The 24048-nt window shown below is 34.4% G+C and carries 27 protein-coding genes and 1 pseudogene; 10 read left to right on the top strand and 18 right to left on the bottom strand.

Annotated elements, in window-relative coordinates:
* Positions 1-338: 338 nt before the first annotated feature.
* Positions 339-1097, top strand: a complete 759-nt coding sequence (pdaB, locus tag SPD89_RS13110) for a polysaccharide deacetylase family sporulation protein PdaB (protein ID WP_336262400.1) — start codon at positions 339-341, stop codon at positions 1095-1097.
* A gap of 14 nt (positions 1098-1111) precedes the next feature.
* Here pdaB and SPD89_RS13105 read toward each other — a convergent pair whose 3' ends face one another.
* The gene (locus SPD89_RS13105; RefSeq protein ID WP_336262399.1) at positions 1112-1780 is read right to left on the bottom strand and encodes a KinB-signaling pathway activation protein; all 669 of its coding nucleotides are present in this window, start codon (positions 1778-1780) and stop codon (positions 1112-1114) included.
* A gap of 131 nt (positions 1781-1911) precedes the next feature.
* Between SPD89_RS13105 and gerD the strand changes: the two genes are divergently transcribed.
* Positions 1912-2583: a spore germination lipoprotein GerD gene (gene gerD / locus SPD89_RS13100; RefSeq protein ID WP_336262398.1), complete on the top strand. Its 672-nt coding sequence runs from the start codon at positions 1912-1914 to the stop codon at positions 2581-2583.
* A gap of 161 nt (positions 2584-2744) precedes the next feature.
* On the opposite strand, the gene SPD89_RS13095 is transcribed toward gerD, so the two are convergent.
* Together SPD89_RS13095 and cwlD are read right to left on the bottom strand one after the other, a co-directional pair.
* Positions 2745-3797 (bottom strand): Mrp/NBP35 family ATP-binding protein, encoded by a 1053-nt coding sequence (locus tag SPD89_RS13095; RefSeq protein ID WP_336262397.1) that lies wholly within the window; start codon positions 3795-3797, stop codon positions 2745-2747.
* A 108-nt stretch (positions 3798-3905) separates the two neighbouring features.
* Positions 3906-4628, bottom strand: a complete 723-nt coding sequence (gene cwlD / locus SPD89_RS13090; RefSeq protein ID WP_336262396.1) for an N-acetylmuramoyl-L-alanine amidase CwlD — start codon at positions 4626-4628, stop codon at positions 3906-3908.
* Positions 4629-4820: 192 nt separating this feature from the next.
* On the opposite strand from cwlD, the gene SPD89_RS13085 reads away from it, so the two are divergent.
* The gene (locus tag SPD89_RS13085; protein ID WP_336262395.1) at positions 4821-5912 is read left to right on the top strand and encodes an AI-2E family transporter; all 1092 of its coding nucleotides are present in this window, start codon (positions 4821-4823) and stop codon (positions 5910-5912) included.
* A 275-nt stretch (positions 5913-6187) separates the two neighbouring features.
* Here the strand turns inward: SPD89_RS13085 and SPD89_RS13080 are convergent, their stop codons facing one another.
* The 7 genes from SPD89_RS13080 to SPD89_RS13055 form a co-directional block, all read right to left on the bottom strand.
* Entirely contained in the window at positions 6188-6637 is a 450-nt protein-coding gene (locus tag SPD89_RS13080; RefSeq protein ID WP_336262394.1) for a YndM family protein, read from the bottom strand.
* 267 nt (positions 6638-6904) lie between these two features.
* Positions 6905-7405: a superoxide dismutase family protein gene (locus SPD89_RS13075; RefSeq protein ID WP_336262393.1), complete on the bottom strand. Its 501-nt coding sequence runs from the start codon at positions 7403-7405 to the stop codon at positions 6905-6907.
* 171 nt (positions 7406-7576) lie between these two features.
* The gene (locus SPD89_RS23090; protein ID WP_442961150.1) at positions 7577-7771 is read right to left on the bottom strand and encodes a hypothetical protein; all 195 of its coding nucleotides are present in this window, start codon (positions 7769-7771) and stop codon (positions 7577-7579) included.
* Between the two features lie 9 nt (positions 7772-7780).
* Complete coding sequence (locus SPD89_RS13070; RefSeq protein WP_442961149.1) at positions 7781-8371, bottom strand: DUF4097 family beta strand repeat-containing protein; 591 nt, start codon at positions 8369-8371, stop codon at positions 7781-7783.
* Positions 8368-8925, bottom strand: a complete 558-nt coding sequence (locus SPD89_RS13065; protein WP_336262392.1) for a DUF1700 domain-containing protein — start codon at positions 8923-8925, stop codon at positions 8368-8370. The genes SPD89_RS13070 and SPD89_RS13065 overlap by 4 nt, the downstream gene beginning before the upstream one ends.
* Positions 8918-9241: a PadR family transcriptional regulator gene (locus tag SPD89_RS13060; protein WP_336262391.1), complete on the bottom strand. Its 324-nt coding sequence runs from the start codon at positions 9239-9241 to the stop codon at positions 8918-8920. Before SPD89_RS13060 ends, SPD89_RS13065 begins: the two co-directional genes overlap by 8 nt.
* A gap of 327 nt (positions 9242-9568) precedes the next feature.
* Positions 9569-10093, bottom strand: coding sequence for a YceI family protein (locus SPD89_RS13055; protein ID WP_336262390.1), 525 nt, complete (start codon positions 10091-10093; stop codon positions 9569-9571).
* A gap of 272 nt (positions 10094-10365) precedes the next feature.
* Between SPD89_RS13055 and SPD89_RS13050 the strand changes: the two genes are divergently transcribed.
* Positions 10366-11067, top strand: coding sequence for a YwaF family protein (locus tag SPD89_RS13050; protein WP_336262388.1), 702 nt, complete (start codon positions 10366-10368; stop codon positions 11065-11067).
* 251 nt (positions 11068-11318) lie between these two features.
* On the top strand, positions 11319-11456 hold the full coding sequence (locus SPD89_RS13045; protein WP_336262387.1) for a hypothetical protein: 138 nt from the start codon (positions 11319-11321) through the stop codon (positions 11454-11456).
* Positions 11457-11672: 216 nt separating this feature from the next.
* On the opposite strand, the gene SPD89_RS13040 is transcribed toward SPD89_RS13045, so the two are convergent.
* From SPD89_RS13040 to SPD89_RS13030, 3 genes are all read right to left on the bottom strand, one after another.
* Positions 11673-12557 carry a DMT family transporter gene (locus SPD89_RS13040; RefSeq protein WP_336262386.1) on the bottom strand — a complete coding sequence of 295 codons (885 nt, stop codon included), beginning with the start codon at positions 12555-12557 and terminating at the stop codon, positions 11673-11675.
* 423 nt (positions 12558-12980) lie between these two features.
* Entirely contained in the window at positions 12981-13463 is a 483-nt protein-coding gene (locus SPD89_RS13035; protein ID WP_336262385.1) for a DUF4871 domain-containing protein, read from the bottom strand.
* A 483-nt stretch (positions 13464-13946) separates the two neighbouring features.
* Complete coding sequence (locus tag SPD89_RS13030) at positions 13947-15044, bottom strand: transposase (RefSeq protein WP_336262384.1); 1098 nt, start codon at positions 15042-15044, stop codon at positions 13947-13949.
* Positions 15045-15124: 80 nt separating this feature from the next.
* Between SPD89_RS13030 and tnpA the strand changes: the two genes are divergently transcribed.
* Complete coding sequence (tnpA, locus tag SPD89_RS13025) at positions 15125-15529, top strand: IS200/IS605 family transposase (RefSeq protein ID WP_336262383.1); 405 nt, start codon at positions 15125-15127, stop codon at positions 15527-15529.
* A 127-nt stretch (positions 15530-15656) separates the two neighbouring features.
* Here the strand turns inward: tnpA and SPD89_RS13020 are convergent, their stop codons facing one another.
* Positions 15657-17051 (bottom strand): L-cystine transporter, encoded by a 1395-nt coding sequence (locus SPD89_RS13020; RefSeq protein WP_336262382.1) that lies wholly within the window; start codon positions 17049-17051, stop codon positions 15657-15659.
* Positions 17052-17366: 315 nt separating this feature from the next.
* Between SPD89_RS13020 and SPD89_RS13015 the strand changes: the two are divergent.
* The 3 genes and pseudogenes from SPD89_RS13015 to SPD89_RS13005 all read left to right on the top strand — a co-directional run bounded on the left by SPD89_RS13015 (position 17367) and on the right by SPD89_RS13005 (position 20121).
* Positions 17367-18719, top strand: a pseudogene (locus SPD89_RS13015) (sodium-dependent transporter).
* An 82-nt stretch (positions 18720-18801) separates the two neighbouring features.
* Complete coding sequence (locus tag SPD89_RS13010; RefSeq protein ID WP_336262381.1) at positions 18802-19044, top strand: YkuS family protein; 243 nt, start codon at positions 18802-18804, stop codon at positions 19042-19044.
* Positions 19045-19227: 183 nt separating this feature from the next.
* On the top strand, positions 19228-20121 hold the full coding sequence (locus SPD89_RS13005; RefSeq protein WP_336262380.1) for a hypothetical protein: 894 nt from the start codon (positions 19228-19230) through the stop codon (positions 20119-20121).
* A 110-nt stretch (positions 20122-20231) separates the two neighbouring features.
* Here SPD89_RS13005 and SPD89_RS13000 read toward each other — a convergent pair whose 3' ends face one another.
* The 4 genes from SPD89_RS13000 to SPD89_RS12985 form a co-directional block, all read right to left on the bottom strand.
* Positions 20232-20618, bottom strand: a complete 387-nt coding sequence (locus SPD89_RS13000) for a DUF3887 domain-containing protein (protein ID WP_336262379.1) — start codon at positions 20616-20618, stop codon at positions 20232-20234.
* Entirely contained in the window at positions 20615-21298 is a 684-nt protein-coding gene (locus tag SPD89_RS12995; RefSeq protein ID WP_336262378.1) for a YhfC family glutamic-type intramembrane protease, read from the bottom strand. The genes SPD89_RS13000 and SPD89_RS12995 overlap by 4 nt, the downstream gene beginning before the upstream one ends.
* 87 nt (positions 21299-21385) lie before the next feature.
* Positions 21386-22705 (bottom strand): GHKL domain-containing protein, encoded by a 1320-nt coding sequence (locus tag SPD89_RS12990; RefSeq protein WP_336262377.1) that lies wholly within the window; start codon positions 22703-22705, stop codon positions 21386-21388.
* Positions 22705-23439, bottom strand: a complete 735-nt coding sequence (locus SPD89_RS12985) for a response regulator transcription factor (protein WP_336262376.1) — start codon at positions 23437-23439, stop codon at positions 22705-22707. Before SPD89_RS12985 ends, SPD89_RS12990 begins: the two co-directional genes overlap by 1 nt.
* Before the next feature lie 171 nt (positions 23440-23610).
* Between SPD89_RS12985 and SPD89_RS12980 the strand changes: the two genes are divergently transcribed.
* Positions 23611-23802, top strand: a complete 192-nt coding sequence (locus SPD89_RS12980) for an SHOCT domain-containing protein (RefSeq protein WP_336262375.1) — start codon at positions 23611-23613, stop codon at positions 23800-23802.
* The last annotated feature ends 246 nt before the right edge of the window (positions 23803-24048 follow it).

The raw sequence follows: 24048 nt of genomic DNA, 5'->3' as shown, positions 1-24048 counted from the left end.
ACTATAAGGAAGCTTTCTTAGCTAAAAATTAAAATTTTGACGAGATAAAAAAGCATGTTAAATAAAGTATTCAACATTCTTTTCGTCTCTTGCTTGACATATGTTGTTTCTGTTCAGTTTTCAAGGAGCATTTTTAATGACAACAGAAATTAATATATCATAACTTCATTTTCTTTTCAACAATAAACTACAATTTTTTTAAAATTTTACCTGTCTGGTACTTTATCAGATATGTATTCATATTCTATAACTTGTCTCATACATTAAAATAATAATACTTTTATCAGTATAAATTTGGCAACATACTTTCAAGCCTGCCACGATAAAGGAGGATTATCTTGCAGCATTTTTACGTATTTAATTTTAATAAAAAGAAGCGGTTTTTTGCAATTGTTTTACTTGGTTTGATCACTGCATTCTTTATCATTATTGAACCAGCTCGATTTTTATTCGTTTTTTCCAAAGACCAACAAACTGCCCTAACAAAAGGAAATATAGATGAAAACCAACTTGCTCTTACCTTTAATATTAGTTGGGGAGAAGAAAAAGTATTTGACATTTTAAACGTATTAAAGGAACAAGACGTCCGTGCAACATTTTTTGTTAGTGGTGAATGGGCAGAACGACACCCACAAATAATTGAAAAAATTACTGAAGATAAACACGAGTTAGGCATGTTAGGTTACCGTTATAAAAGTTATTTGGAACAGGATATTGAACAAGTAAGAAAAGATATTAGTTATGCTAAACAAGTATTTGAAAAGCTTGGATTTGATGACATTAACTATATTCGACCACCAAGTGGCCATTTTAATAAAGAAATAGTAAAATTAGCTGAAGATAATGGGTTAGAAGTAATCCATTGGAGTGTCAACCCAAATGACTGGGAAAATCCGGGTACTAAAGAAATTACCGATCATGTGCTGAAAGAGGTAAAAAGCGGAGATATTGTTCTCTTACACGCTTCTGATTCTGCCAAACAAACTGCAAATGCTTTACAATCTATTTTGCCACATTTTAAAGAAGAAAAATTGACGTTTGTCACTATTTCTGAACTAATTAATGGGGTGCAAGCAAAAGAAAAGCTAGTCGAATAAGTCGACTAGCTCTTTTATTGTGGTTTCTCTATGGGCTTTTGCTTTTTTAACTGTCTTACTTTTCGTCTTTCCTCTATACGCTTAATATGCGCTTCGTCTCTTTTTGTAACCTCATGGAGAGCTAACACCTGATAAGAATTTGCTGCTAATAATGGGGTTAACATTAAAATAATGTAATCAACATCTACTGCTCTTAAAGCCAAAGATAATTCTAATGCAGTTATTACAATCATTACAAATAATGCTGGAATAAAGCCAGTTCTATTCGTTTGTTTCACTTTTAAACGAGCAATAATTATTCCATAAATTAGTATAACCGCAGTCATGATAATATAAAACAATAAGGAAATTTCACCTTTTCCTGCACTATATGACAAATAAACTAAATCGAACAAAGCAAATAAAATAAGTAATACTTGAACCGTTGGCCAAAATGAACGAAAGAAATTTTGACCAAACCGATGTATAAATAAATAAGCAAAGAATCCTGTTTGACTAATCACAGTAAATACAAGTGCCATTCCAATAAAGAAAAGTACTATTCCTAATAATTCCATTCCATCAAACGGTTGTAGAACATTGGCATATTCTTTACTTTTTACAAAAAAACTAGTCACAAAACCGACTAGACCTCCAATTAAAATTGTCCGAAAAAACATACTTACTACCTTACGACTATTCACAAAAATCCTCCTAATCCCTATGGATTACTCCCTCAAAACATTTTACCATGAACGTGTTTTTTTTTCTTCTTATTGTGCATATTATTCGCCACATTTCTACATATTAAAGATAGGTGAGGAGGATAGTCGAAATGACTCGTTTTTATAAAATAGCCATTATAAGTTTTTTTTTAATATTATTTACTGGTTGTGGCGATAATAATGCAACTAAGCAAGATATTGACTATGATCAAACCAAAAATATGGTTGTCGATATTTTACAAACAGAAGATGGAAAAAAGGCACTTCAAGAAATTATTGCCGACGATAAAATGAAGCAACACTTAGTTATGGAGTCAGAGGTAGTAAAAAATTCCATTACCGAGGCTCTAGTATCAGAACAGGGTGCAAAAATGTGGCAAAATTTATTTGAAGATCCGACTTTTGTCGAAAGCTTTAATAAATCAATGGAAGAAGAACAAAAAAAGCTTTTCAAAAGCTTAATGAATGATTCTGAATTCCAAAAACAAATGCTCGAACTACTCCAAGATCCCGAAATGTCAAAACAAACATTAACGTTAATAAAAAGTCAAGAATTCAGAAAACATTTAGAAGAGACTATTCAACAAACATTGGAAACACCAACTTTTCAGGCTAGAATGCAAGACGTCCTTCTTAAAGCTGCCGAGAAACAACAACAGTCTCAAGGAGGCGGTGGTGAAGGTGGCGGTGGTCAAGAAGGTGGCGGTGAAGGTGGCGAAGGTGGCGGTGAAGGCGGTGGCGAAGATGGCGGTGAAGGTGAAGGTGAAGGTGGAGGAGGTTAATAATTCTTTATCCATCCACACCAATCCGTAAACAATTGCACCGTGCATAAATATTCTGTTAATAAAGCACTCGCTTTCACTTACTAATCGCTTTCAAAAATTCCGTATAAAAAACTCTAGGCTCTTAGTAAACTTAACAACCGCCTAGAGTTTTTTACCTTTTATTCTTCTAATTGAGCAACAATTTTAGAGGCAATTCTGTGATATTCTTGTCCATTCGGATGATCTTCTTGGTAAATAGATGGTGCAAAAATATCTTCTTCCTCATATGGTTGTTGCAGGGACAATCGGCCTAAAACTTTTGTCTTTAAAACTTCAGCAAGCTTGTCTCCTCCACCACGTCCAAAAACATATTCTTTTTCGCCTGTTGTTTCACTTTCAAAATAAGACATATTTTCTACGACACCTAAAATAGTATGATCCGTTTTAAGTGCCATTTGTCCAGCACGTGCTGCTACAAATGCCGCTGTTGGATGCGGAGTAGTAACAATTACTTCATTACAAGTTGGGAGTAATTCATGAACATCCATTGCAATATCCCCTGTTCCTGGTGGTAAGTCAAGCAATAGATAGTCTAAGTCTCCCCACTCAACTTCTCTGAAGAAGTTATTTAACATTTTTCCTAACATTGGACCACGCCAGATGATTGGCGAATTATCTTCGACGAAAAAGCCCATTGAAATCAATTTAACCCCAAATCGTTCTACAGGAATAATTTTTTCACCGCGAACAACCGGCCGCTCCTCTACTCCCATCATATCAGGAACACTAAATCCGTAAATATCGGCGTCTATAATACCCACTTTTTTCCCTAATCGCATTAAAGCCATTGCCAGGTTTACTGTAACGGTCGATTTTCCAACTCCACCTTTACCGCTAGCAACAGCAATAAAGTGAGGCTGTTTATCCCCACTTAAAATAGAGGTATCTTCTTCCATGGAAGGTTGAATTTTTTGGATCACTTCATCTGGAAGCTGTTCAAAACGTAAACCGACTGTTCTTGCACCATTTCTTTTTAAAATAGCGACAACCTCTTGTTGAAGTTGCATCTGTTCAGCAGTATTTATTTTACCAATCGAGAGTTTTACACTAACATGTTTCTTTTCTTCACGAATTGTTACGTCTACAATTCCGCCCGTTTCTTCAAATGATGTATGTAAAAATGGATCTTTAACCGGATTGAGAAGTTCAATTACTTCTTCTTTTGTTAACATAAAAACACCATCCCTTTGCAACTAAAAAATAAAACATTCAATTAAAATTAGTATAACACAATTTAGTTGAAATCTAAGTGATATGAATCATAGGAGGTTAATGGTATCTCACTCTGTATTATTGTCTTCCTCCATTTCTTCGGCGAGATAACGAATAATTCCTTTGTAAATACTTGCAGACATTTGTTTTTGATACTTTTTATCCTTTAATAGTTCCAACTCTGTATCATTAGACAAAAAACCAATTTCCACTAATGCGCCAGGAACTTCCGCATGTTTTAATAAATAGACATGATTCATTTGTAACGGAACTCTTGTTGTATTTTCCAAGTTACGGATGATCTCTTCCTGAATCATTGTTGCTAAATATTTGTTCTCAGGAAAACTGGGATAATAAAATGTTTGTGCGCCCGACCATTGCTTTGATGGTAAAGCGTTTAGATGAATCGTTATAAAAAAATCCGGTTCTTTTTCATGAATAAACTTTAGTCGATTACGGATATCTGCTGATTTCCGCCGTCCTTCAAAGTTTTCACCAGCTAAATCTTTATCTTCCTCACGAGTCAAGTAAACAAGTGCACCTGCTTGTTGTAAATAATCGCGAGTATATTTAGCTACTTGTAATGCAATCTCACTTTCACTAGTCTTGTCCTTTCCAACTGCTCCCCCATCAAATCCACCATGTCCCGGATCGATAACTATTGTTTTTCCAGCTAAAGGGAGTGGAACGGTTCTCCACATCAATTCTCCTTTTTTAATCGGATATTGAATAAGTAAAATTAATATTAGCAAGCCTAAAAGCCATAATGTTGCTCTTAAATACTTTTTCATCTAATTCTCTCCCCTAAATCACTATTACTTTATTTTATGAACACAAATCTATGATATGACAGCTTGTTCGACTATAATTACTTTGGTTATAATTCATAGTTTTGTGGTATAATAAAACAAAAAGATTCGTTTGGAAATGTTGATTAATTGAAATATTTACCGTTGTTCATAGTGAGAAGAGGATGATAATAGTTGACAAAGAAATTGTGGTTTCAACTTGGTGTAGGGATTCTTTTAAGTTTATTTATTATTAAGTATGTTGTCGAAGTAAAATGGGTTTTCTCACCTATTTTCGTTGTATTAAAATCTATTTTTCTACCACTATTATTAAGTGGTGTCTTATTCTACATAACCGTTCCGATACAGACTTTTTTAGAAAAAAGAAAAATTCCACGATGGGGCACTATTATATTTATCTTCCTACTATTAATCGCTTTCATTTGGGCTGCTATCTCTATTGTAGGTCCGTCCATTACAAAACAAGTAAACAATTTGATAGAAAACGTACCGATGATTGTTCAAGAAGCAAATCAATTCATTATTCAACTATTCCAACAGACTGGAAGCTTACCGAGTCGGTTAAATGATTCCATCGATAGTGCAACCGATAGTGCAACCGAATCCCTAAATAATATTACTGTCCAGCTTGGAATGTGGATTGTCACCTTTCTTCAGTCAATTTTCAGGGGAACTCTCGTTTTAGTTCTCGTTCCTTTTTTCTTATTTTTTATGTTGAAAGATCATGAAAAGTTTTTACCTTTTATTCAGCAATTTTTCTCTGGGGAAACGAAAAAGTGGATTACAAAAACGTTAAAGGATATCGATGAGGTATTAAGTCTATATATTCGAGGTCAAATATTAATTAGTGCAATTCTTGCTACACTTCTTTATATTGGCTATGCAATCATTGGCTTAAATTTCGCATTACTTTTATCTGTATTTGCATTCTTTATGAATGTTATTCCATTTATTGGGCCATGGATCGCATTTATTCCGGCTTTAATCATAGGATTTTTCCAAGATCCAATGATGGTAGTTTGGGTATCCTTAACGACTCTCATTGCTCAACAAACAGACTCTAACTTAATTACACCTAACATTATGGGGAAAACATTAAAAATTCACCCATTAACAATTATTACTATCCTATTCGCCGCAGGAAGTCTCGCAGGATTTTTAGGAATCCTTCTTGCTGTACCTGGATATGCAGTCGGAAAGGCTATTGTTTCCAATATTTATGGCAAAAGAAAAGAGATTAAAGAAACGGCGAATAAAACGGTTTAATAAAAGATACTTCCATTCATAAATAAATCCACTCCTGTAAAAACAACAAAAAGGAGTGATTTTTTAAGGAGGAATATGTTTTGATTCAATTAGAAGCGAACACGCACTGATTAAAAGTGCGATTAATAGTACTGTAATCATAAAAAAGTACTTACGCAAAATAAGCACTCCCTTATACTATTCTCTTCATATCATATATTATCATGAAAATATGATCATTTTTTGACAAAGAAAAAGTTCAGAAGTAAAAACCTCTGAACCTTTTTCGTAAACCATTAAAGCTTGTCCTTATCTACTGGTGGTGGGTCAATTTCTTCTCCAAATTCCGTTTGTAAATTTCGATCGCCCCGTCTACCTCGATCCCTCGTATCATCTTCCACATGTAAAATATGGTTATCGACATATCTATGAAAGAATATTTCACCCACGGAAATAATAAGTGCAGATAGAGCAGCTGCTGTTATAACTGGAAATGTTACGTTAATGAAGTACGCACCATAAAACCAAACTATAGCGAATACCATCAAAAAATCTGCTATCGTTGCACCCCAATTTTCGAATCTGCGTAAAATAAACAAATCTCCCAATATAAATGAAACAGGTGTAAGAATGATACTTAATGTTAAAATATGACCAAAACTGACATTATAAAAAACACCTAGAACTAACCAAAGAACAGCTAAACACATAACAAATTTAATGACCAATGCTTTAACATAATCCAACTATACGTTCCTCCTTTCTGCTTATGCAGTTATTATTTTTATAATGTCCATTTCTTTACATTTCATTCAAAAAGTTAAAAAAGCCTCTCACTTTCTGAAAAAAGCAAGAGACTTGAACAATAATGTTCTCATGGTTTTTTGACATTTTAAGCGGATAAACCGAGAAAATAATAGTTAAATCATATTTTGGCAGTCATTGCCTACGTGGTTGGTACTCGTTTCCGTGATTAAATCACGAATTAACTGAATAATGCATGCTCTGTTAAATCAATATGGATACATCTGTATCACACCGCACCCAATCCTCTTTCCCGAATCTCCTGCTGGCTGAGTCCGGTAATCATCCGGATTTTCATGAATTATCACTGTTTTCCCAATTACTTCTTGGACATTAAATCTGTCTGTAAAAAAAGACATTCTTGCATATCCATTATTAGAAAAAAGTACTGGGAAATCACTAGCATGATGACCATGCGGCTGGTTATCAGGATTCCAATGTTCACCTGCTTCTTTAAAAGGATCATTGGGATCTCCCATTTCACACGTACCATGTTGGTGTATATGGAAGCCATGTGGACCAATAGGATTCCTACCTGCTTCTGCAGGCTTATAGTTTGGCAACCCTTCGACTTCGACAAATACCTCTGACCCGTAAGGTACATCAGTAAAAATTACATATCCCCTTAAATTTGGAGCCAAATTACTTCCTCTTATTTCAGCTAAAGCTCTCATTCCCATTTGGCTATTTTCCGAGTTCATATAATACATTATATTCGAAGACCTCCTCGTATCCTAAAATAATATATGCCATAGCATATGCCTAAAAAGAAATTTTTGTTCTTAATCTGCATAAGTAGCTCCTCAGTTAAAATTAGAACATTTACTTAAAACCGAAAAAACGACCTAAACAGTAAATTACCGTAAAAGTCGCTTTAAATATTAATGTGAATGTGATATCGTAATACTTCCATTATCGGTTGTTAATTTAATTATATTTTCCCCATTGCCAATAACTGTAACCCAATTACTCTCTCCGAAAACACGTACCTTCCCATTATCTGTTTTCAAGTCCAAGATAGCATTCGTTGGCTCTTTATTTGACTGTACATCAATTCGCCCGTTGTCTGTGTTCAATTCAATTGATTAATCTAAATCTTCTGTCATAAATGAAATTTTGCCATTATCCGATTCACCAACTATTTCTCCGTCAATATTTTTCATTTCAATTCGCCCATTACTTGTTTTAGCTTTCACAAGATCAGCAGCAATATTTTTTAATTCAATACGACCGTTATCTGTTTGTACTCCAATTTCTTCTCCATCTATATCTTCTAGTTGGATACGACCATTATTACTTTCAATTTTAATATTCTCATATACTTTTTTGGGGACGTGGACAGTTAGTGATTGAACACTGGAAAATAAATTAAAAGCAAATATTTTTTCCCGTTTTAGTTTTAAATGTACTTTCAGCGTATTATCCGTAACATCTGATGTCAGTTCATATCTCGAATGATTACCTAGTAATTCTACCTTAGCTGTTTCTTCTTTAGTAGGCAGTACAATTATTTCAGCATTATTTGTATAAATATCAATATTGGTAAAGTTTGTTTTTTCTACTACTTCTTCTTTTAGCGTTTCTGCTTGGTTATATTGTGTTTTCATCGTAAAAAGGCTGCCTATAATACCAACAAGCAATAAAATTAGCGCTAAAATCGATAATCTCTTCATCATGCCTTTAACCCACCTTTCACAAGGGTAACATTAAATTTTAAGTAACGTACAAAACCGTAAATGATTGCTCTTGTAGCAAAATACATTCCTATTGCAATAAAAAGCCCTAGACCACATAAACCGATTGCAAAGAAGAGATCAAATAACTTAAATGTTCCCGGATATATAAGCACATTAATGAAAACTAATAATGGCGAAACAGTAAAGGAAATACTAGCAATCCAACCACCAACGAGCACACTAAGAAGTGCAATGAAAGGCCCGAGTACTATAACTAAGTTAAAAATTCCTAACCCAATAACTGCCCACGTTGCGCGTAAGATATTTCCAGCCGATACGTCTGTTTCAATTTTCTCTACATGGTAAGTTGCAACCATTTCTCTAGCTATGTGCTGTGGAGAGCCTAAAGAAGCAGTAATTTCTTCTTCACTCTTTCCTTCTTCCCGACCAATTTCAAAATGCTCAATAAAATCTTGAACAATATCATCCCGCTCATCTTGAGGTATTTTACGTAGGGCTACTTCAAGTTCCTTTAAAAATTGCTCCTTATTCATCTTTAACACCTTCTTTTATTAATTGATTAACTCCTTTAGTGAAATCTTTCCATTCTTGCAGTAAATCATGAAGGTAAGATCTACCGACTTCTGTTAATTGATAATATTTTCGCGAAGGACCTTCTGTCGATTCTTTTAAATATGTTGTAAAATACCCTTCTTTTGTCAGTCGTCTTAACAACGGATAAACCGAACCTTCTGAAATGGAAATTTGATCTGATATTTTCTGTACGAGCTCATACCCATAACGGTCTTGCTTATCAAGTAGTACGAGTACACATAACTCTAAAACGCCTTTTTTAAATTGAACATTCACTTTTGACCACACCACTTTCTTTAGCTTTCGCTACTATATATTATATAGTACTGGACTAAAAATAATACCACATAAATATAATTTAACATATGGTACTGTTTATTGCAAGGTACTAGATATTAATTTTCACTACCGGATTCTGTATAATAACCCAAGCAGTTTTTATCTATAATTATAGTAAAAATCCCCTTAATAATATACAAAAAAACGTGATTCGCATCGATTGCGAGCCACGCTACAAAGAAAGCGGTCATTCATCTCCCCATTGAAATACGGAGGATTCTGACCGCTTTAACTTAAAAACATTAAAGAAATCGCCTTTATTTTTTATGCTGGGTTAACTTGAAGTTCCGCTGTAATTGTAATTTCGTCTCCTACTAATACGCCACCAGTTTCTAATGCTTGGTTCCAAGTTAAACCAAATTCTTTTCTTGAAATTTTTGTTTCTGCTTCAAATCCTACTACATCCACACCCCATGGGTTTTTACCGGCACCAGTTCGGGTTACCTTAAATGTTGCTTTTTTCGTTGTATCTTTTATTGTAAGATCGCCCGTAACATCATACTCATCTTCACCAGTTTCAACAATTTCAGTTGAGTTAAATGTAATTTCAGGATACTTTTCTGCATCGAAAAAGTCTTCTGACCGAAGATGATTATCGCGATCTTCATTATTAGTATTAATCGTTGATGCATCGATGTTAAATGTGATCTTGGCATCCGTTAAATCATTTGGATCGCCTTCAACAGATCCCTCTACTCCTGTAAAATTACCTCTTACATTTGTAACCATCATATGTTTTACTTTAAAACCTACTTCAGTATGCGCTATATCTACTTTCCAATTTGCCATAATAAAATTCTCCCTCCAAATTATCGTTTGTATTTATACTATAATCTATGATTATCTCGAATTCAAGATATTTCACTTAAATATATTTCAATTTTTAAATCTATTTTAGATAAAAGCTCTATTTAAGTACGTATTAACAACTGATACAATAACAATATGCCCAAAATAATAATAATTAAACCAATACAATTAACAAACAGACTGTTTCCTTTTTAGTTAGTTATACTTACAATAGTTATTTATAAAGGTGATCCAATTAAGGATGGGATTTCATGTACAATTGGTTTTATAATCCTGAGATCCAATTTAATATGTGGGGTCTTACTCATATTTTAACTATTATTATTGGTTGCGGATTGATTATTTTTATATTTTTATTCAGAACACCACTTCTACCATATCGTCGCGCTATTCGGCTCACAACAGGCATGTTACTCGTCCTTAGTCGCATTAGTTTAGATATTTGGTATATTAATACGGGAATGTGGGACATAAAGTCTTCTCTACCGTTTGAACTTTGTAGCATTTCGTCTCTAGCCTGTGCGATGATGCTTTTTACAAAAAGTCAGCGGTTATTTGAGGTGTTTTACTTTCTTGCTATTGGCGGTGCTATACAAGCAATTATTACACCCGATTTATCTTTCGGATTTCCTCAATTCCGATATATCCAGTTTTTTGTCGATCATTTTATGCTTCTACTCGCTCCGTTACTAATGATTTGGTTATATCATTTTACGATTCCTTTAAAATCTCTTTTAAAAGCGTTCATAACAATCAATGTCATTGCTGCTATTGTATTCGTCATCGATCACCTTTTATCGGCAAATTATATGTTTTTAAGAAACAAACCTAGTGGTGGAAGTTTGTTAGACTTTTTAGGACCATATCCTTGGTATCTATTATCACTTGAAGCAATTACGCTAGGGATATTTTTTCTTTTATATTTGCCCTTTATGGCTAAAAAATTGGGATGAAAAAAATTGTTTTCTTAGAAAACTTGGCATTCGCCAAGCTTTTAATGGGAATGCCTTAGTTGCACTTACGACGCACTGGACGGGCTAGTACTGGCGTTGCGACAGGACGTCGCGCTTTAGCCAGTGAGCAGTAGGAAGGTTTTATACTTTCCTATCTGCCAAGTAAGAATACGGGTATTTTCTATATAAAGATGTGAAATACTAACCTTTGTAGACATACAGGTTTCAATTCTAAAAGGGAGGAACTGCTAATGAGGGATAATGAAAAGCACAGAGAATTTGAAGTCAATGAAGAAATTATAAATCAAGAAGAGGATTCTGAACAAGGGTCTCAACTGCAATCTAATCAAATGGAACAATCCATGGGGAATAAAAAGGAAAATGATTAATTGAAGTGAACCTCCCCAGCCGAATCCGATAATTTGGAAGGGCTTCCCTTGACTTAACTCAAGACTACGAAGGCTAACTCCCCACTTATTGCCCCCCGCAATTTGAAGGGGACTTGCGCCTTCATCTTTATTTGTTCAGCCTAATAGACTGAAAATACAGCAATTCCAAAAGCTTTCAGAGGATTCATCGTTCATTAGTTTGCCGAACTTCATTTTTCAAGACACATCTTTAAGTTCAGCTTTTCTTTTGATAACAGGCTTTATTTCAGCTATTAAAATTGCCGTCATGATCAGAGCTGCTCCAATTATCATCCGAACAGTCAAAAGTTCATGTAAAAATAGAACCGACAACACCATGCCAAAAAATGCTTCTGTTGATAAAATAATTGCTGCTCTTGTAGCAGTAGTAAATTTAAACGCGATATTTTGCGACAGATACGCAATGGTTGTAGAAAAAATCGCTAAGTATATTAAGGAATATATTGCTCCTTTATCCATTGTCATCAGGATATCTCCTTGAATTAATAAGACAACAACTCCGATAAAAGAAGCCGTCATAAATTGCACTACCGTAAGAGAAATCGCATCTTCTTTTTGTACAAATAAATTCGTATAAAAAATATCAAATGCGAATCCAACCGCACAAGCGAGTGATAATGCATCACCTATATTAATCGTCATGGAACCTTGCAAGGATAAAAAGCCAATCCCAATTATCGCCATAACGGAACCAATCACTTCATGGCGATCAATTCTTCGTTTATAAATAAAGTAAGCAATAATTGGCACAATAACCACATTAACAGCAGTTAAAAAAGCATTTTTAGAAGGGGTCGTATATTCTAAGCCAACCGTTTGGAGAGCAAAAGCAACATATAAAATAGTACCTAGAACTGCTCCCTTCCAAATGACTGAAAAAGTAAATGTCTTAAATTTATAACTAAAAATTAAAGCCAGAATTATTGATGCTAGAACAAATCTACCCGCCATTAACTGATATGCAGATAAATACTTTAATCCAATTGCTGTTACAACAAAACCGCTTCCCCAAACGAATGCTGTAAGTAGGAGCATCCCATCTCCAATATGTTGTTTCTTCATCTTGCTTCACCCTCCACATAAATATTAGGATAGCATAAGGGTAGAAGCAATTATATATCTATTCTTCCAAAGTTTCTTGTTTTTTTGATAAATTCCTAATAAGTAGTAAATTTTTTTATCGCTCGATCCAACAAATATAGTTTGATTGTCATCGATATATGCTCATAAAAAACATGATTTATACCCGTTTTATATGAATTCATGATATCACCGGCATAAACGCTGCAATAATAACAACTAAAACGGTAATTATGTCCACCTTAATGTGTGTAATCTTTTGTAATCATTAGGTTTGCTTTTATTAAACCACAAGTCATGTATAATCTACACCTTAAATTTCCCTGATTTCAGAGGTTTTAGATTTTCGAATATTACTTAATTTTCCCAACAAACGCACCCGTTTACTTAATGAGAATAATTTTATCAATCTTCAACATTCACAATAACATTTCCAAATAACTCTTCCCCAAAATATACCTTTAACTTCCATAAACCTGCATTTGGTAACATCATCATAGAAGGAATATGGTGGTCTGCCCCATTGTTAGGTGCAAGGGAATTGCTCGCTGAATTCTCAAAAACTGTTATTTCTTCATCTGTTTCTTTATTTATTCCTATTACTGTAAAAGGTTGTGTTAATATTTCTTGTTCTCCCCAAAAATGCCACATATGTTTTTGGGACTCTCCTGCTATAAAAGGACCATATTGCCCAATTCCAAGTTTCCCGTTATCTCCGATACGGAAAACAGAATCCTCCGTTTGTCCATCATCAGTAACTACGACTTCTCTTACAAGCGTTGGGCTCTCTTCCCAGTTTTCTTCAGTCTTATTAATTGTCTTTTTTGAACAACCAATGCTACTTATAACAACCAAAAATACAATTACAATAAATAAAGTTTTTTTCACTTAGACCCTCTCCAATCCGTTTATCTATTTGGTCACATTTCTGATCTAAAATCTGCCAGTTTGTTGAAGTGAATGAGCCTATTTAACCAAATTAAGTTGTATGTTTCTTTTTTTATTGAAGTTTCTTGAAATATTGGTTACTTTTAAATCAGCTTGTGAGTACAGCTTAGTGAACCTCTCCACCTAAATCGAAGATTTGGTGGAGCTTCCCTTGACTTAAATACAGCTATACGTCACGCAACTTTAGTATCATTGATACGAAGCGCCTGATGTAAGTTAATTAATGAAGCCAAGGTCTGCTGTGTTCTGGCTAGGAGCTCAGGAACTTTTGCCTGAACTGCTAACCTTTTCTTTTCAGAAAAGGATTAAAGGATTTCTCTAATAAAGTACCTTGCACCGATATTATAGCATGCATTTAAATCTGCATGATAGATCTTACCGCTTTGGAAAGTGGCGAGGTCTCTACTGTTGTTTCGCTGCCCTTCACCGGATCCATCGAAAGCTAGAGCAGAAGTGATTTATTTTTCTGATGCGCATACCGCGGTAATGAGCCATTTCTTCTACCTTGGATTGAATGCCTAATTGACACCAGTGGTGTAGTATGTGACGAAGCTTTTTTGCACCATAAACTCCCTTCGGAAGTTTCATTTTCCCAAGGTATTCGAATACAATGATGTCTGCGTTGTATTCTTCTGCAAATTTTATAATCTCTACTGCGGTATTTACTTTTATATGATTCTGTAGACCATTGATTCTTCTCCAGTAGTTCGGAGCTTCAATGTAACCGGAATTGCGTTGCGCTTTCCTCAATCTGTTCGTTAGAGCTTTCAGTCGGTCTTTTTCTATTGATTGGTTCATAAACTTTCTACCAATGACAGCGCCATCTGAAGTCATTGCTGAACAAGCTGTGGAGTTTGTTAATCCCAAATCTACAGAAATATTCATTTGATCTTTGATTTTAGTTTTGTTTAACTTTATATTTTTTGTATATGAAAAGTTAATAAAATACTTTTTACCTATCTTAACTAAAGTTGGATTATTTTCCTTCCAATCATCGATACCTCTATGCTTAAGGTTTTTATCGTTGAAAGTGACAGTTACCCAAACCCAATCATTAACTTTAATTTTCGCTTGGTTACTTGATAGCCTTTCAAACATATTTTCACGATAAAACACAGGGAAAGCTTCGTGTTCGATGCTTAAAGTAGGAGGTTTTTTCTTAAAGCGTTTGCCTTCTGATTTTGCTTGATGTTTTTCCGCTAACCAATTCTCAAGGTTAGATTTGTAACTTTTTACAATGCCAAACGCTTTAGAAATAGCGGATCTTCTAAAGTAGCTTGGAAACTTATAAAACTTAGTTGTGAAATTATATTTAGGAGAAGGATTTTTCTTTGTTCGATGGATAAAACGCTCGACAAGTCGAGTAACTTCTTTGGTTATAAGACCATCGATGTCTTCCCACTCTTCGTTGATAACATCAACGATAAAACCCAAAGCTTCGCAGAAAATATCTAATGTCGCATCAAACGTTTTACTTCCGTGAGTTACAATTTTTGCATCGATTGTTTTCGTTTGCTCCATCAAATAACCCTCCCTTGATTTTTGTCTTTTTACATACTATAGTTAAATTAGTTGAAATAGTCAATAAGAAGGTGAGTTAAATGCAATATAATAGGAATAGACACGCTGCTTATAAACTAACTTATCATTTAGTTGTCGTAACAAAACATCGTCATCCTGTTATCAATAACCAAATAAAAAAGCGACTCGAAGAAATCGCTCATGACTTGTTTGCAAGATGGAAATGTGAGATTTTAGAAATTAACAGTGAAGAGGATTATCTCCATATATTATTTGATGCACCACCACAAATTAATCTAGCTAATACAATTAATAGTTTTAAAACTGTAACCTCTAGATACATTCGAAAGGAGTTCGAAAAATTCCTTCAGGCTTATTATTGGGAACCTTATTTTTGGAGTAGGAGTTATTTAATTTTAACATCCGGGGAAGCACCTAGATCCGTAATTAAGGAATACATCAAAAATCAAGACCGTGAAAGTTAACCCCTACTAATTGCAGTTGCAATTTGAAGGGGACTTCACCTTCACTTATTGTTCAAAACAACTTCCTAGCTTGTTAGTCATTCTTATTTGGAGTGGAACGTTTTTGTTGTTATCTCAACCTCCATTATTACAGAGAACCTTTAGCTTCAATTGCATTTTTATCATGAAACGTTTTTAGATTCAGTTTGTTTAAAATTCGTGAAGTCAATGTCCCAGTTACCATTGCTCCGTTTACATTGACTACCGTGCGTCCCATGTCAATCAATGCTTCAACCGAGATTAGTAATCCGGCCAATGCAACGGGCATGTTCATTGAGGACAGTACAATTAGCGCTGCAAAAGTTGCTCCTCCACCAACACCGGCCACACCGAATGAACTAATTCCAACGATTAATACCAATTGAACGATAAAGGCTGGTGATAATGGATCAATACCAACTGTAGGTGCAATCATCACAGCAAGCATCGCCGGATAAATTCCCGCACAACCATTTTGCCCCATCGTTGCTCCAAATGATGCTGACATGTTTGCAATTCCTTCATCAACACCAAGCGATTGTCGTTGTGCTTGAATGTTCAACGGAATTGCACCCGCACTTGACCTTGACGTAAAAGCAAAGCCAAGAACCGGAAAGACTTTTTTCAAATATATAAACGGGTTTAAACCAAAAATTGCTACAAGTACTAAATGGATGATAAACATAACTGCAAGAGCTACATAAGATGCGAGTACAAATTTTCCAAGCTGCAAAATTCCTGCAACATCCGTGTTTGCCACTGTGTTTGCCATTAAAGCCAAAATTCCAAATGGTGTAAGTCGTAAAACTAATGTTACTACACGCATAACTACTGCGTAAATAGAGTTTATTATTTTAGTAAACATTTCCGCTTGTTCAGGATTTTTTCTACGCAATCCGAGAACAGCAATCCCAATAATAATGGAGAAGATAACTACTGCAATAACCGATGTAGGTCTTTCTCCAGTCATATCTAGAAAAATATTTGATGGAATGAAATTCAAAATGCGCTCTGGTGTAGACTGTTCTTCAACTTCCGCGAGCCTTTCCTCCATCATAATGCCCCGTTCCGTTTCAGCCTGCCCAACTTCGATCTGGTCGGCATTTAAGTCAAATAACAAAGCAGAACCAATACCAATCAATGCAGCAATCATTGTTGTCGAAATTAATATACCTATAATCCAAGCAGACATTTTACCGAGTGCTGCTGTTTTCTCAAGATTAATAATGGATTGGATAATCGAAACCATGACGAGTGGAATAACAATCATCATTAGCAAACGAATATAACCACTTCCTACAATATTGTACCAACTCACTGTTTCATTCAATACATTCGATCCGGCTCCATAGATTATCTGTAATAGAGCACCCAGGACAATGCCTGCTCCTAGACCCGTGAAAACTCTTTTTGTAAAAGATATGTGCTTCTTTTGCATAAATACAAGCAGCCCTATTATCGCCACTAGAACAGCGATGTTTATTAAAATAAAAATTATGTCCAACTTTATAACCTCCAAATATATTATCATGCACCAGTTCTTCCAGCGCATTTATAATTCATATAAAATTACTACGAATTAAAGTATACAATTGATTTGAAAAAAATCAAGGGGAAATTTCAAATAATCCAATGTATTTTTCATTTAGTAGTTACATCGCTATTTATAATGGATTCAATCGGTAATTGTAATCCTTGAACTATAATATCTGCTAAGGTTATACTTTACTAATGCCAATACAGATAATGTATAATGAGCTTTAATCGTTAAAACAAGCAATGTATCTACATAACTTTATGTGCACAAAGGAGTTAGCTAATGGGACAACATCAGGAACAATGGACATCAAAATTAGGTTTTATATTGGCTACAGCTGGTTCAGCAATTGGACTAGGAGCTATTTGGAAATTCCCTTACATGGCTGGGCTTTCTGGCGGTGGAGCTTTCTTTTTTATCTTTTTAATTTTTACAATTTTCGTTGGGATGCCAATTTTGCTTGCAGAATTTATTATTGGCCGAGGATCACAAAAGAACGCCGTTGCAGCATATACTACTTTTGCTCCTAACACACAATGGCATCTTGTTGGAATACTTGGAATGGTAACCTGTTTTATTCTGTTATCTTTTTACAGTGTCGTAGGTGGATGGATTCTTCTCTATCTTTTTCAAACATTAATCGGAAATTTATCGGGACTTCCAGAAAATGAGTATGGGTTATTATTTAATGAATTTATTGCGGATCCAATAATTGCAATCACTGCTCAATTTATTTTTATGGTGATCACTATTCTTGTTGTTGCTAAGGGAGTACAAAAAGGAATTGAACGGGCCGGAAAAATTATGATGCCGGCATTATTTATCGCTTTTATCATTTAAATTATTCGTTCTTTAACATTAGAGAATATTAGTGAAGGGATTGCCTTTTTCTTATACCCGGACTTTTCTAACTTGAATTCAAAAACAATTCTGTTTGCGTTAGGACAATCTTTTTTCTCTATAAGTGTCGGGGTTTCGGTCATGGTAACTTACAGTTCATATCTGTCGAAAAAAGAAGATTTACCTAAATCAGCTTTTACAATTGTCATGATGAATATTTTTATCTCCCTGTTGGCTGGACTTGCTATTTTTCCAGCGGTATTTTCATTCGGATTTGAACCTGCTGAAGGTCCTGGATTATTATTTGTCGTTCTCCCGGCAGTATTTGACAAAATGCCACTCGGTGCATTTTTTCTGTTTATTTTCCTTTTGTTATTTTTATTTGCAACATTAACTTCAGCGTTTTCTATGTTAGAAATTATTGTCGCAGCTATCACAAAACAGGACGGATCGAAACGAAAAAAGGTAACATGGTTAACCGGGATTCTCATTTTTATCGTCGGTATACCTGCTGCACTATCCTATGGTGTTTTAAGCGACTTTACAATTTTCGACAAAACTATATTTGATCTGTCTGACTATCTCGTCTCTAATATTTTAATGCCTCTAGGAGCGTTGTTAATTTCTATCTTTGTTGCTTTCAAAGTTCCAAGAAAGGTCTTATTAGAAGAAATTAGTGCTGGTTCAACTTACGGTAAAAAAGTTTTTGCAATATGGTTTCTGATCATTAAATATGTAGCTCCAATCGCTATTATTATTGTCTTTTTAGATGCGATTGGTCTATTACGATTATAAAGTGCCCCTTGCCTAATCTAGATGCATGCCCTTTTCTCTTTTGGATAAGCTAACTTAGACTATTCCATAGAGGAGGAAGAGAATGGCCCGTATCGGCGTAGAGCCAACCCTTTCAAATGTAAAAGAATCGTTAATCCGAATGGGACATGAAGTTGTTGATCTTCATTCAGAGGCTGATACAAGTAACTGCGATTTTGCCATTATTTCAGGGCAAGATCAAGATATGATGGGAATTGCCAATGCCACCATGTCGGGGTCTATAATCAATGCTCAAGGTTCAAACACGAATGAAGTCTGTCAAATGGTAAATGAAAGATTGCATTAAATACTCTTGCAACAAATAACCCGCACTATTTAAAGGTGCAGGTTATTTTTTTATAGCCAATTTCATAATATATTTAGTGCTTTATGAACTTTTCCTTTATCATTTAATGCTTTATACTTTAAAACATGCATTTAATGGATTGGTGGGATTACGCTGGAAAAGATAAAAGAAATTGGTGGATTGTTGATAATAACTTTATTTTTAGGTCTCATAACAATATTTTTGATCCTTGAATATAATGAAGAATATGATTTAGTTTCCGCAGAAAAAGAAGAAGTGAGGGTTGTAGAAAAAATTGGTCAAAAAGGTTTGTTCACACAACCAGCTTATTTTGTCCGTGTTTTGTTACCGAACGGGGAAGAAGCAGACTATTTAAATCGTGTTTCTAAAAAAGAAATGAAGAACCTAAATCCGGGAGATACGATCAGTGGATTTTCAACTTCACCTAGTAACTTTTCAACCTTTCGTGACTTTCTTTACGACAGTATGTTCTTTTTATTTGGAATCATCCTGTTTGGATTTATTACCTTTTGTTGTTTGATTGCACTTATCACCCAGATTCCAGCAATCGACCATTTCCTTGAAACAAAAACTTTCTTAGGGCGTACTTCCAAAGGAAATGGAATAAAAATCCTTGCTACTGTAATAGCTATTTTTCTATTTTTTGTTGGTAGATTTTTAATTAATCTGTTCCATAAACTGTTTCCATTTATGAAGACGAAATCGAACGCATTTATAATTGACAAGGAATCCTATATTACTTATCGGAAATATGAAGATTCTTCGTTTCAATTTACTATTTCTTTCCGTAATAAGGACGGAAAAGTAATAAATGTAATCAAAGACGTCACCCAACACACATACCAAAAACATGGGATTGGGGACAAAATTTCTGTAATGTATAAAAACAACAATCCTTATGATTTATTTATTTCAGAAACGACAATAAGCGACGTTTTTTATACAGTTCTTTACATGGAGTTTTTTGTTTATGTTGGTTTGTTAGCAGTCATTATTTTTACAGGGTTTGTACTATGGAAAAACAAGGAGAAGTACCTTAAGAAGAACAAAAAATAATAAGCATTCTTTCGGTTAAAATTTTCTTTTCGTACAAATGAAAATTAACCACTCTTTGTCAAGAGTGGTTAATTATGAATGGCTAGCGAATGATATTCAATTTTACTTTTTTACTTAATAAATAATCCAGCCACTTCATCTTTATCGTTAAAAGTCACTGTGTACGTACGATTTTCTTCACTGTATTTTGCGACTAGCACGACAATAAAATGTCCATCTTTTTCTTCAACAGACGCTTTATCAATTTCTTTAAATTCACCTGACTGGACAATAACGGGAGTCAGCTCTTCCATATCACTTACCGGTAATCCCGTTTCCATTTCTTCATTAAACATTGCATGTACGTCAGTATAGTTTCCTTCATTTAATAATGTCACAATTTCTTCCGCTTTTGTTATATACTTTTCTGCAGTTGCATCATCTACTTTATTTCCTCCGCACGCAACTAGAACAAACACGGTTATTATACTAACCATTATTGGAGCAATTTTTTTCATTGTAAATCTTCCTTTCTTTTTATTCGGATACTATATATGAAAACTGCAAGTGCGATTATTGCTACCATTACTTCCTGGACAAAAAGTAATTTATCGCTTGATATATATAACGGTAAAATCCCAACTGATGCATCTACTAGGCCATGGATAACAATCGCAAGCAAGACGTACATGAAATTTTTTTGCACTACTCCTTGAAGTACAATAATAGAAAGTCCGATATGTAGTATCATTGCAAATAAACGCTCTATCCCACCAACAAACAGCATTTCACTCTGGAAAATCATTGTTTGTGTAAATAATAATGCTATAGCAGGTGCACCAACAATTAACACCGCTTCAATACCACCATGCCCAGCGCCAAACAAAAACCCAGAATACCAATCCCGTTTTGACATCAAAAAGCGCATAAAAATAAAACGAGCAACCTCTTCAAAAATCCCTGCCGATAAACCAATGATTATTGCAAAAATGACAGGTTGAGTTTTGCTAAACATAATAAATTCAGTACTGTTTTTCCCTAAATACTCTAACAAGGGAATACGTAACAACATTTGTGATCCAACAAAAGCTAGAATTCCTAACAGATATGCGGCAAAGTTCTTTCTAAAACATGCGTACACAAGAAAAGCCAGTGGTAATCCAATACTGACAACGATTGAAAAAATAAGACCACTCATCAACCCACCTCTAAATGGCAGTGTATTATATTCACTTTAAAAGGTATATCGTTTTTTCCTATTCGGTTCATTTATATTCATATTTGGTCATGATCGTTTTTTTAATATCAATGTTTGCGAAAAATAGGGAGATTTAAAAGCTGTTTCTAGCGTTGCAGTTTCTATTTTATCTATCATCCGCTTTAACGAAAAAAGTCCATACCCTTCGTTTTCTTCTTTGCTAGAATATCGTTTCTCATACATTTTCTGTAAATCAATATTTTCATGCTGACAACTATTTTTCACAATAAAATATTGCTCCTTTTCCATCTCAAAAAATGCTAGTTGTAACACTTTTTCTTTACTATCAACCGCTTCTTCAATTGCATTATCTACCAAAATAGAGATGACACGGATAAAGGAAATAATCGGCATCGCAATCTCCTTAATTTCTTCTGGTATATCAATCATCACTTTCACTTGTTGTTGTTTGGCAGCGATCACTTTCGCGCTTAACATACTTTTTACCTCGGGAATAGCGATCCGTGATAATTTCACAATTTCCAACTCTCGATTATTTATTAATGTAGAAGTTGGTGCAATGACGTCATAATAAATTTGTTCGATTTGGTTTATATTTTTTGTCCGGACTCCTTCATCTAATGCAAGTAATACATTTATATAATCATGACGAAAACTAGCTAGTTCATCATGCATCAATTCTAGCTTCCTTACATAGTCCAACAATTCCTTGTCTGAACGCTTTTGTTGTTCTTCAAGCATTCTTTCTTTTGTTAGGTGGGAGCCAATCAAAACAATTAATAGCAATAGTAGAAATAAAATAAATGATGCATTAGAGCTTACTTGTCCATACTGTTGATTCAATGTGGACAGTAGTGCGGAAGAAGGCATCGATATAATTAACATCATAATGAGTCCAATGACAAGCAGCACATAACTTATATAATAAAGAGGACTTTCAATAATAAACTGAGCAAATCGTTGAATCGACTTCCGGAAGAGAAGAATGCTTGTAAATATAATGATTGAAACAATAAGTTGAATAATGCTCCCAGTCCATAAATATAAATTGTAAGGTGACAACATAAAAAGCTTCATGCCTAATTCCATTGTAACCAATTTTACTAAAGTAATAAGAACCATACTAACTAATGCAAAAAATACATTTTGCATAAATGTTAGATCGTCCTTCATTAGTCCCAAACTCAATAGAAAAATGAGCAGCATAATTACGTTAAACTCGGGATACCCTGTTACAGTCACGACGATACCGAGCAATATGGTAAAAATGATACTTAAAGAAAACACCATTTTATAAGATAAACGATTGTAACGGATCAACTGAATATATAGCAATACATGACTAACACCAATTAAAACGATCGCAACCAAATCATAGACATACATTACAATTCATCCTTTATTAGCTGCCTGACTTTTCGCACTAAACGCCTAGAGACCGGTATTTGTTTACCACTTTTTAAAACGAGTACCTTTTCTGAAACATTATAGGAAGCCATTTGCGTTTTATTAACAATATACGATTGATGGCAGCGAAATAAACGGTCATCTAATACTTCGATTTCTTTTAACGTCCCATAAAAGTGAATCAATCGATCTCTCGTTACTAATGCTAAACGATGTGGCCTATCTGTCATGATGTATTCTACTTCAGTAAATGGTACCCGTACGGTCGAATGAGAATTTTCCATAATGAAATCATCTGTAGGGATATCCAAATTGTTTCGCTCCTCGTAATGTAACAAGCACTGTTCAAAAGCATGATATCGTTTTTCGTAAGGTAGACCTTTATCTATAAACGTTAAAGCCGATACCATATATTGATAAGAGATCGGTGCAAACTCGGAATGTGTCGTTACAAAGACGATAATGCCATCTGGGTCATACTTTCGAATTTCTTGCGCAACTTCTAAACCTTTTCGCTCTTCATTGTTAATTTCAATATCCAAAAAATAAATTGGTATATAAGTAGTCAAGTGAATTTTTTCAATAATATTTTTACTTCTGCTAGTTACTTCAATAAAGTCATACGCTATTTCATATTTCTCACATATTTCCTTCACTAGCCGCTTCATCTGCTGCGCTTGCATCACATCATCTTCTAAGATAAAAATACTCATCGTCTCACTCGCTTTACATCATCTATAATTAGGATACCACATATGATTTATTCATTGACTAAAATCCTAATACAAGCCCTTTATTTTGGAAAAAGCGAAAGATTAGGAAGAAAATAAAATATGCGTAAACTACATCCAAAGAGGAATAATACATGTAGAGGTGATTGAACGATGGACTATTTTACGATTCGATTAATCATAACGATTATCGTTATGATTGCATTAGCGTATATTCTTATTCGGTTTCGAACCAATAGAAACTCAACAAGAAGTTCCCTTGATATGATGAAATTACGTATGGAAAGAGGCGAAATAACAGAAGAAGACTATAAACGTGCGAAAGAACGTCAAGGGAAAAAATAAAACACCCCTTCCTCATTCCATGTGAGAAAGGGGTTCAAATCTATGGAAACTTGCATGCGCTGAAATTTTTAAGTTTTCGCTGAATTATAAGCATTACCGCTGCATTGTATGTCGTTCGCGCTGAATTATTTGATTAACCGCTGAATCCGGAGCCGATTTCGCTGAATCAATTTTTCTTTCGCAAATAATATTGGTGCAATTTCTCTCACTCTCACAAACATAAATGCTTCTGCAAAAAAATTAAGA

It is taken from the genome of Pseudogracilibacillus sp. SO30301A (assembly GCF_037072025.1).
In the GTDB taxonomy this organism is placed as follows: domain Bacteria; phylum Bacillota; class Bacilli; order Bacillales; family Amphibacillaceae; genus Pseudogracilibacillus.
This window is presented reverse-complemented; position numbering and strand designations above follow the sequence as displayed.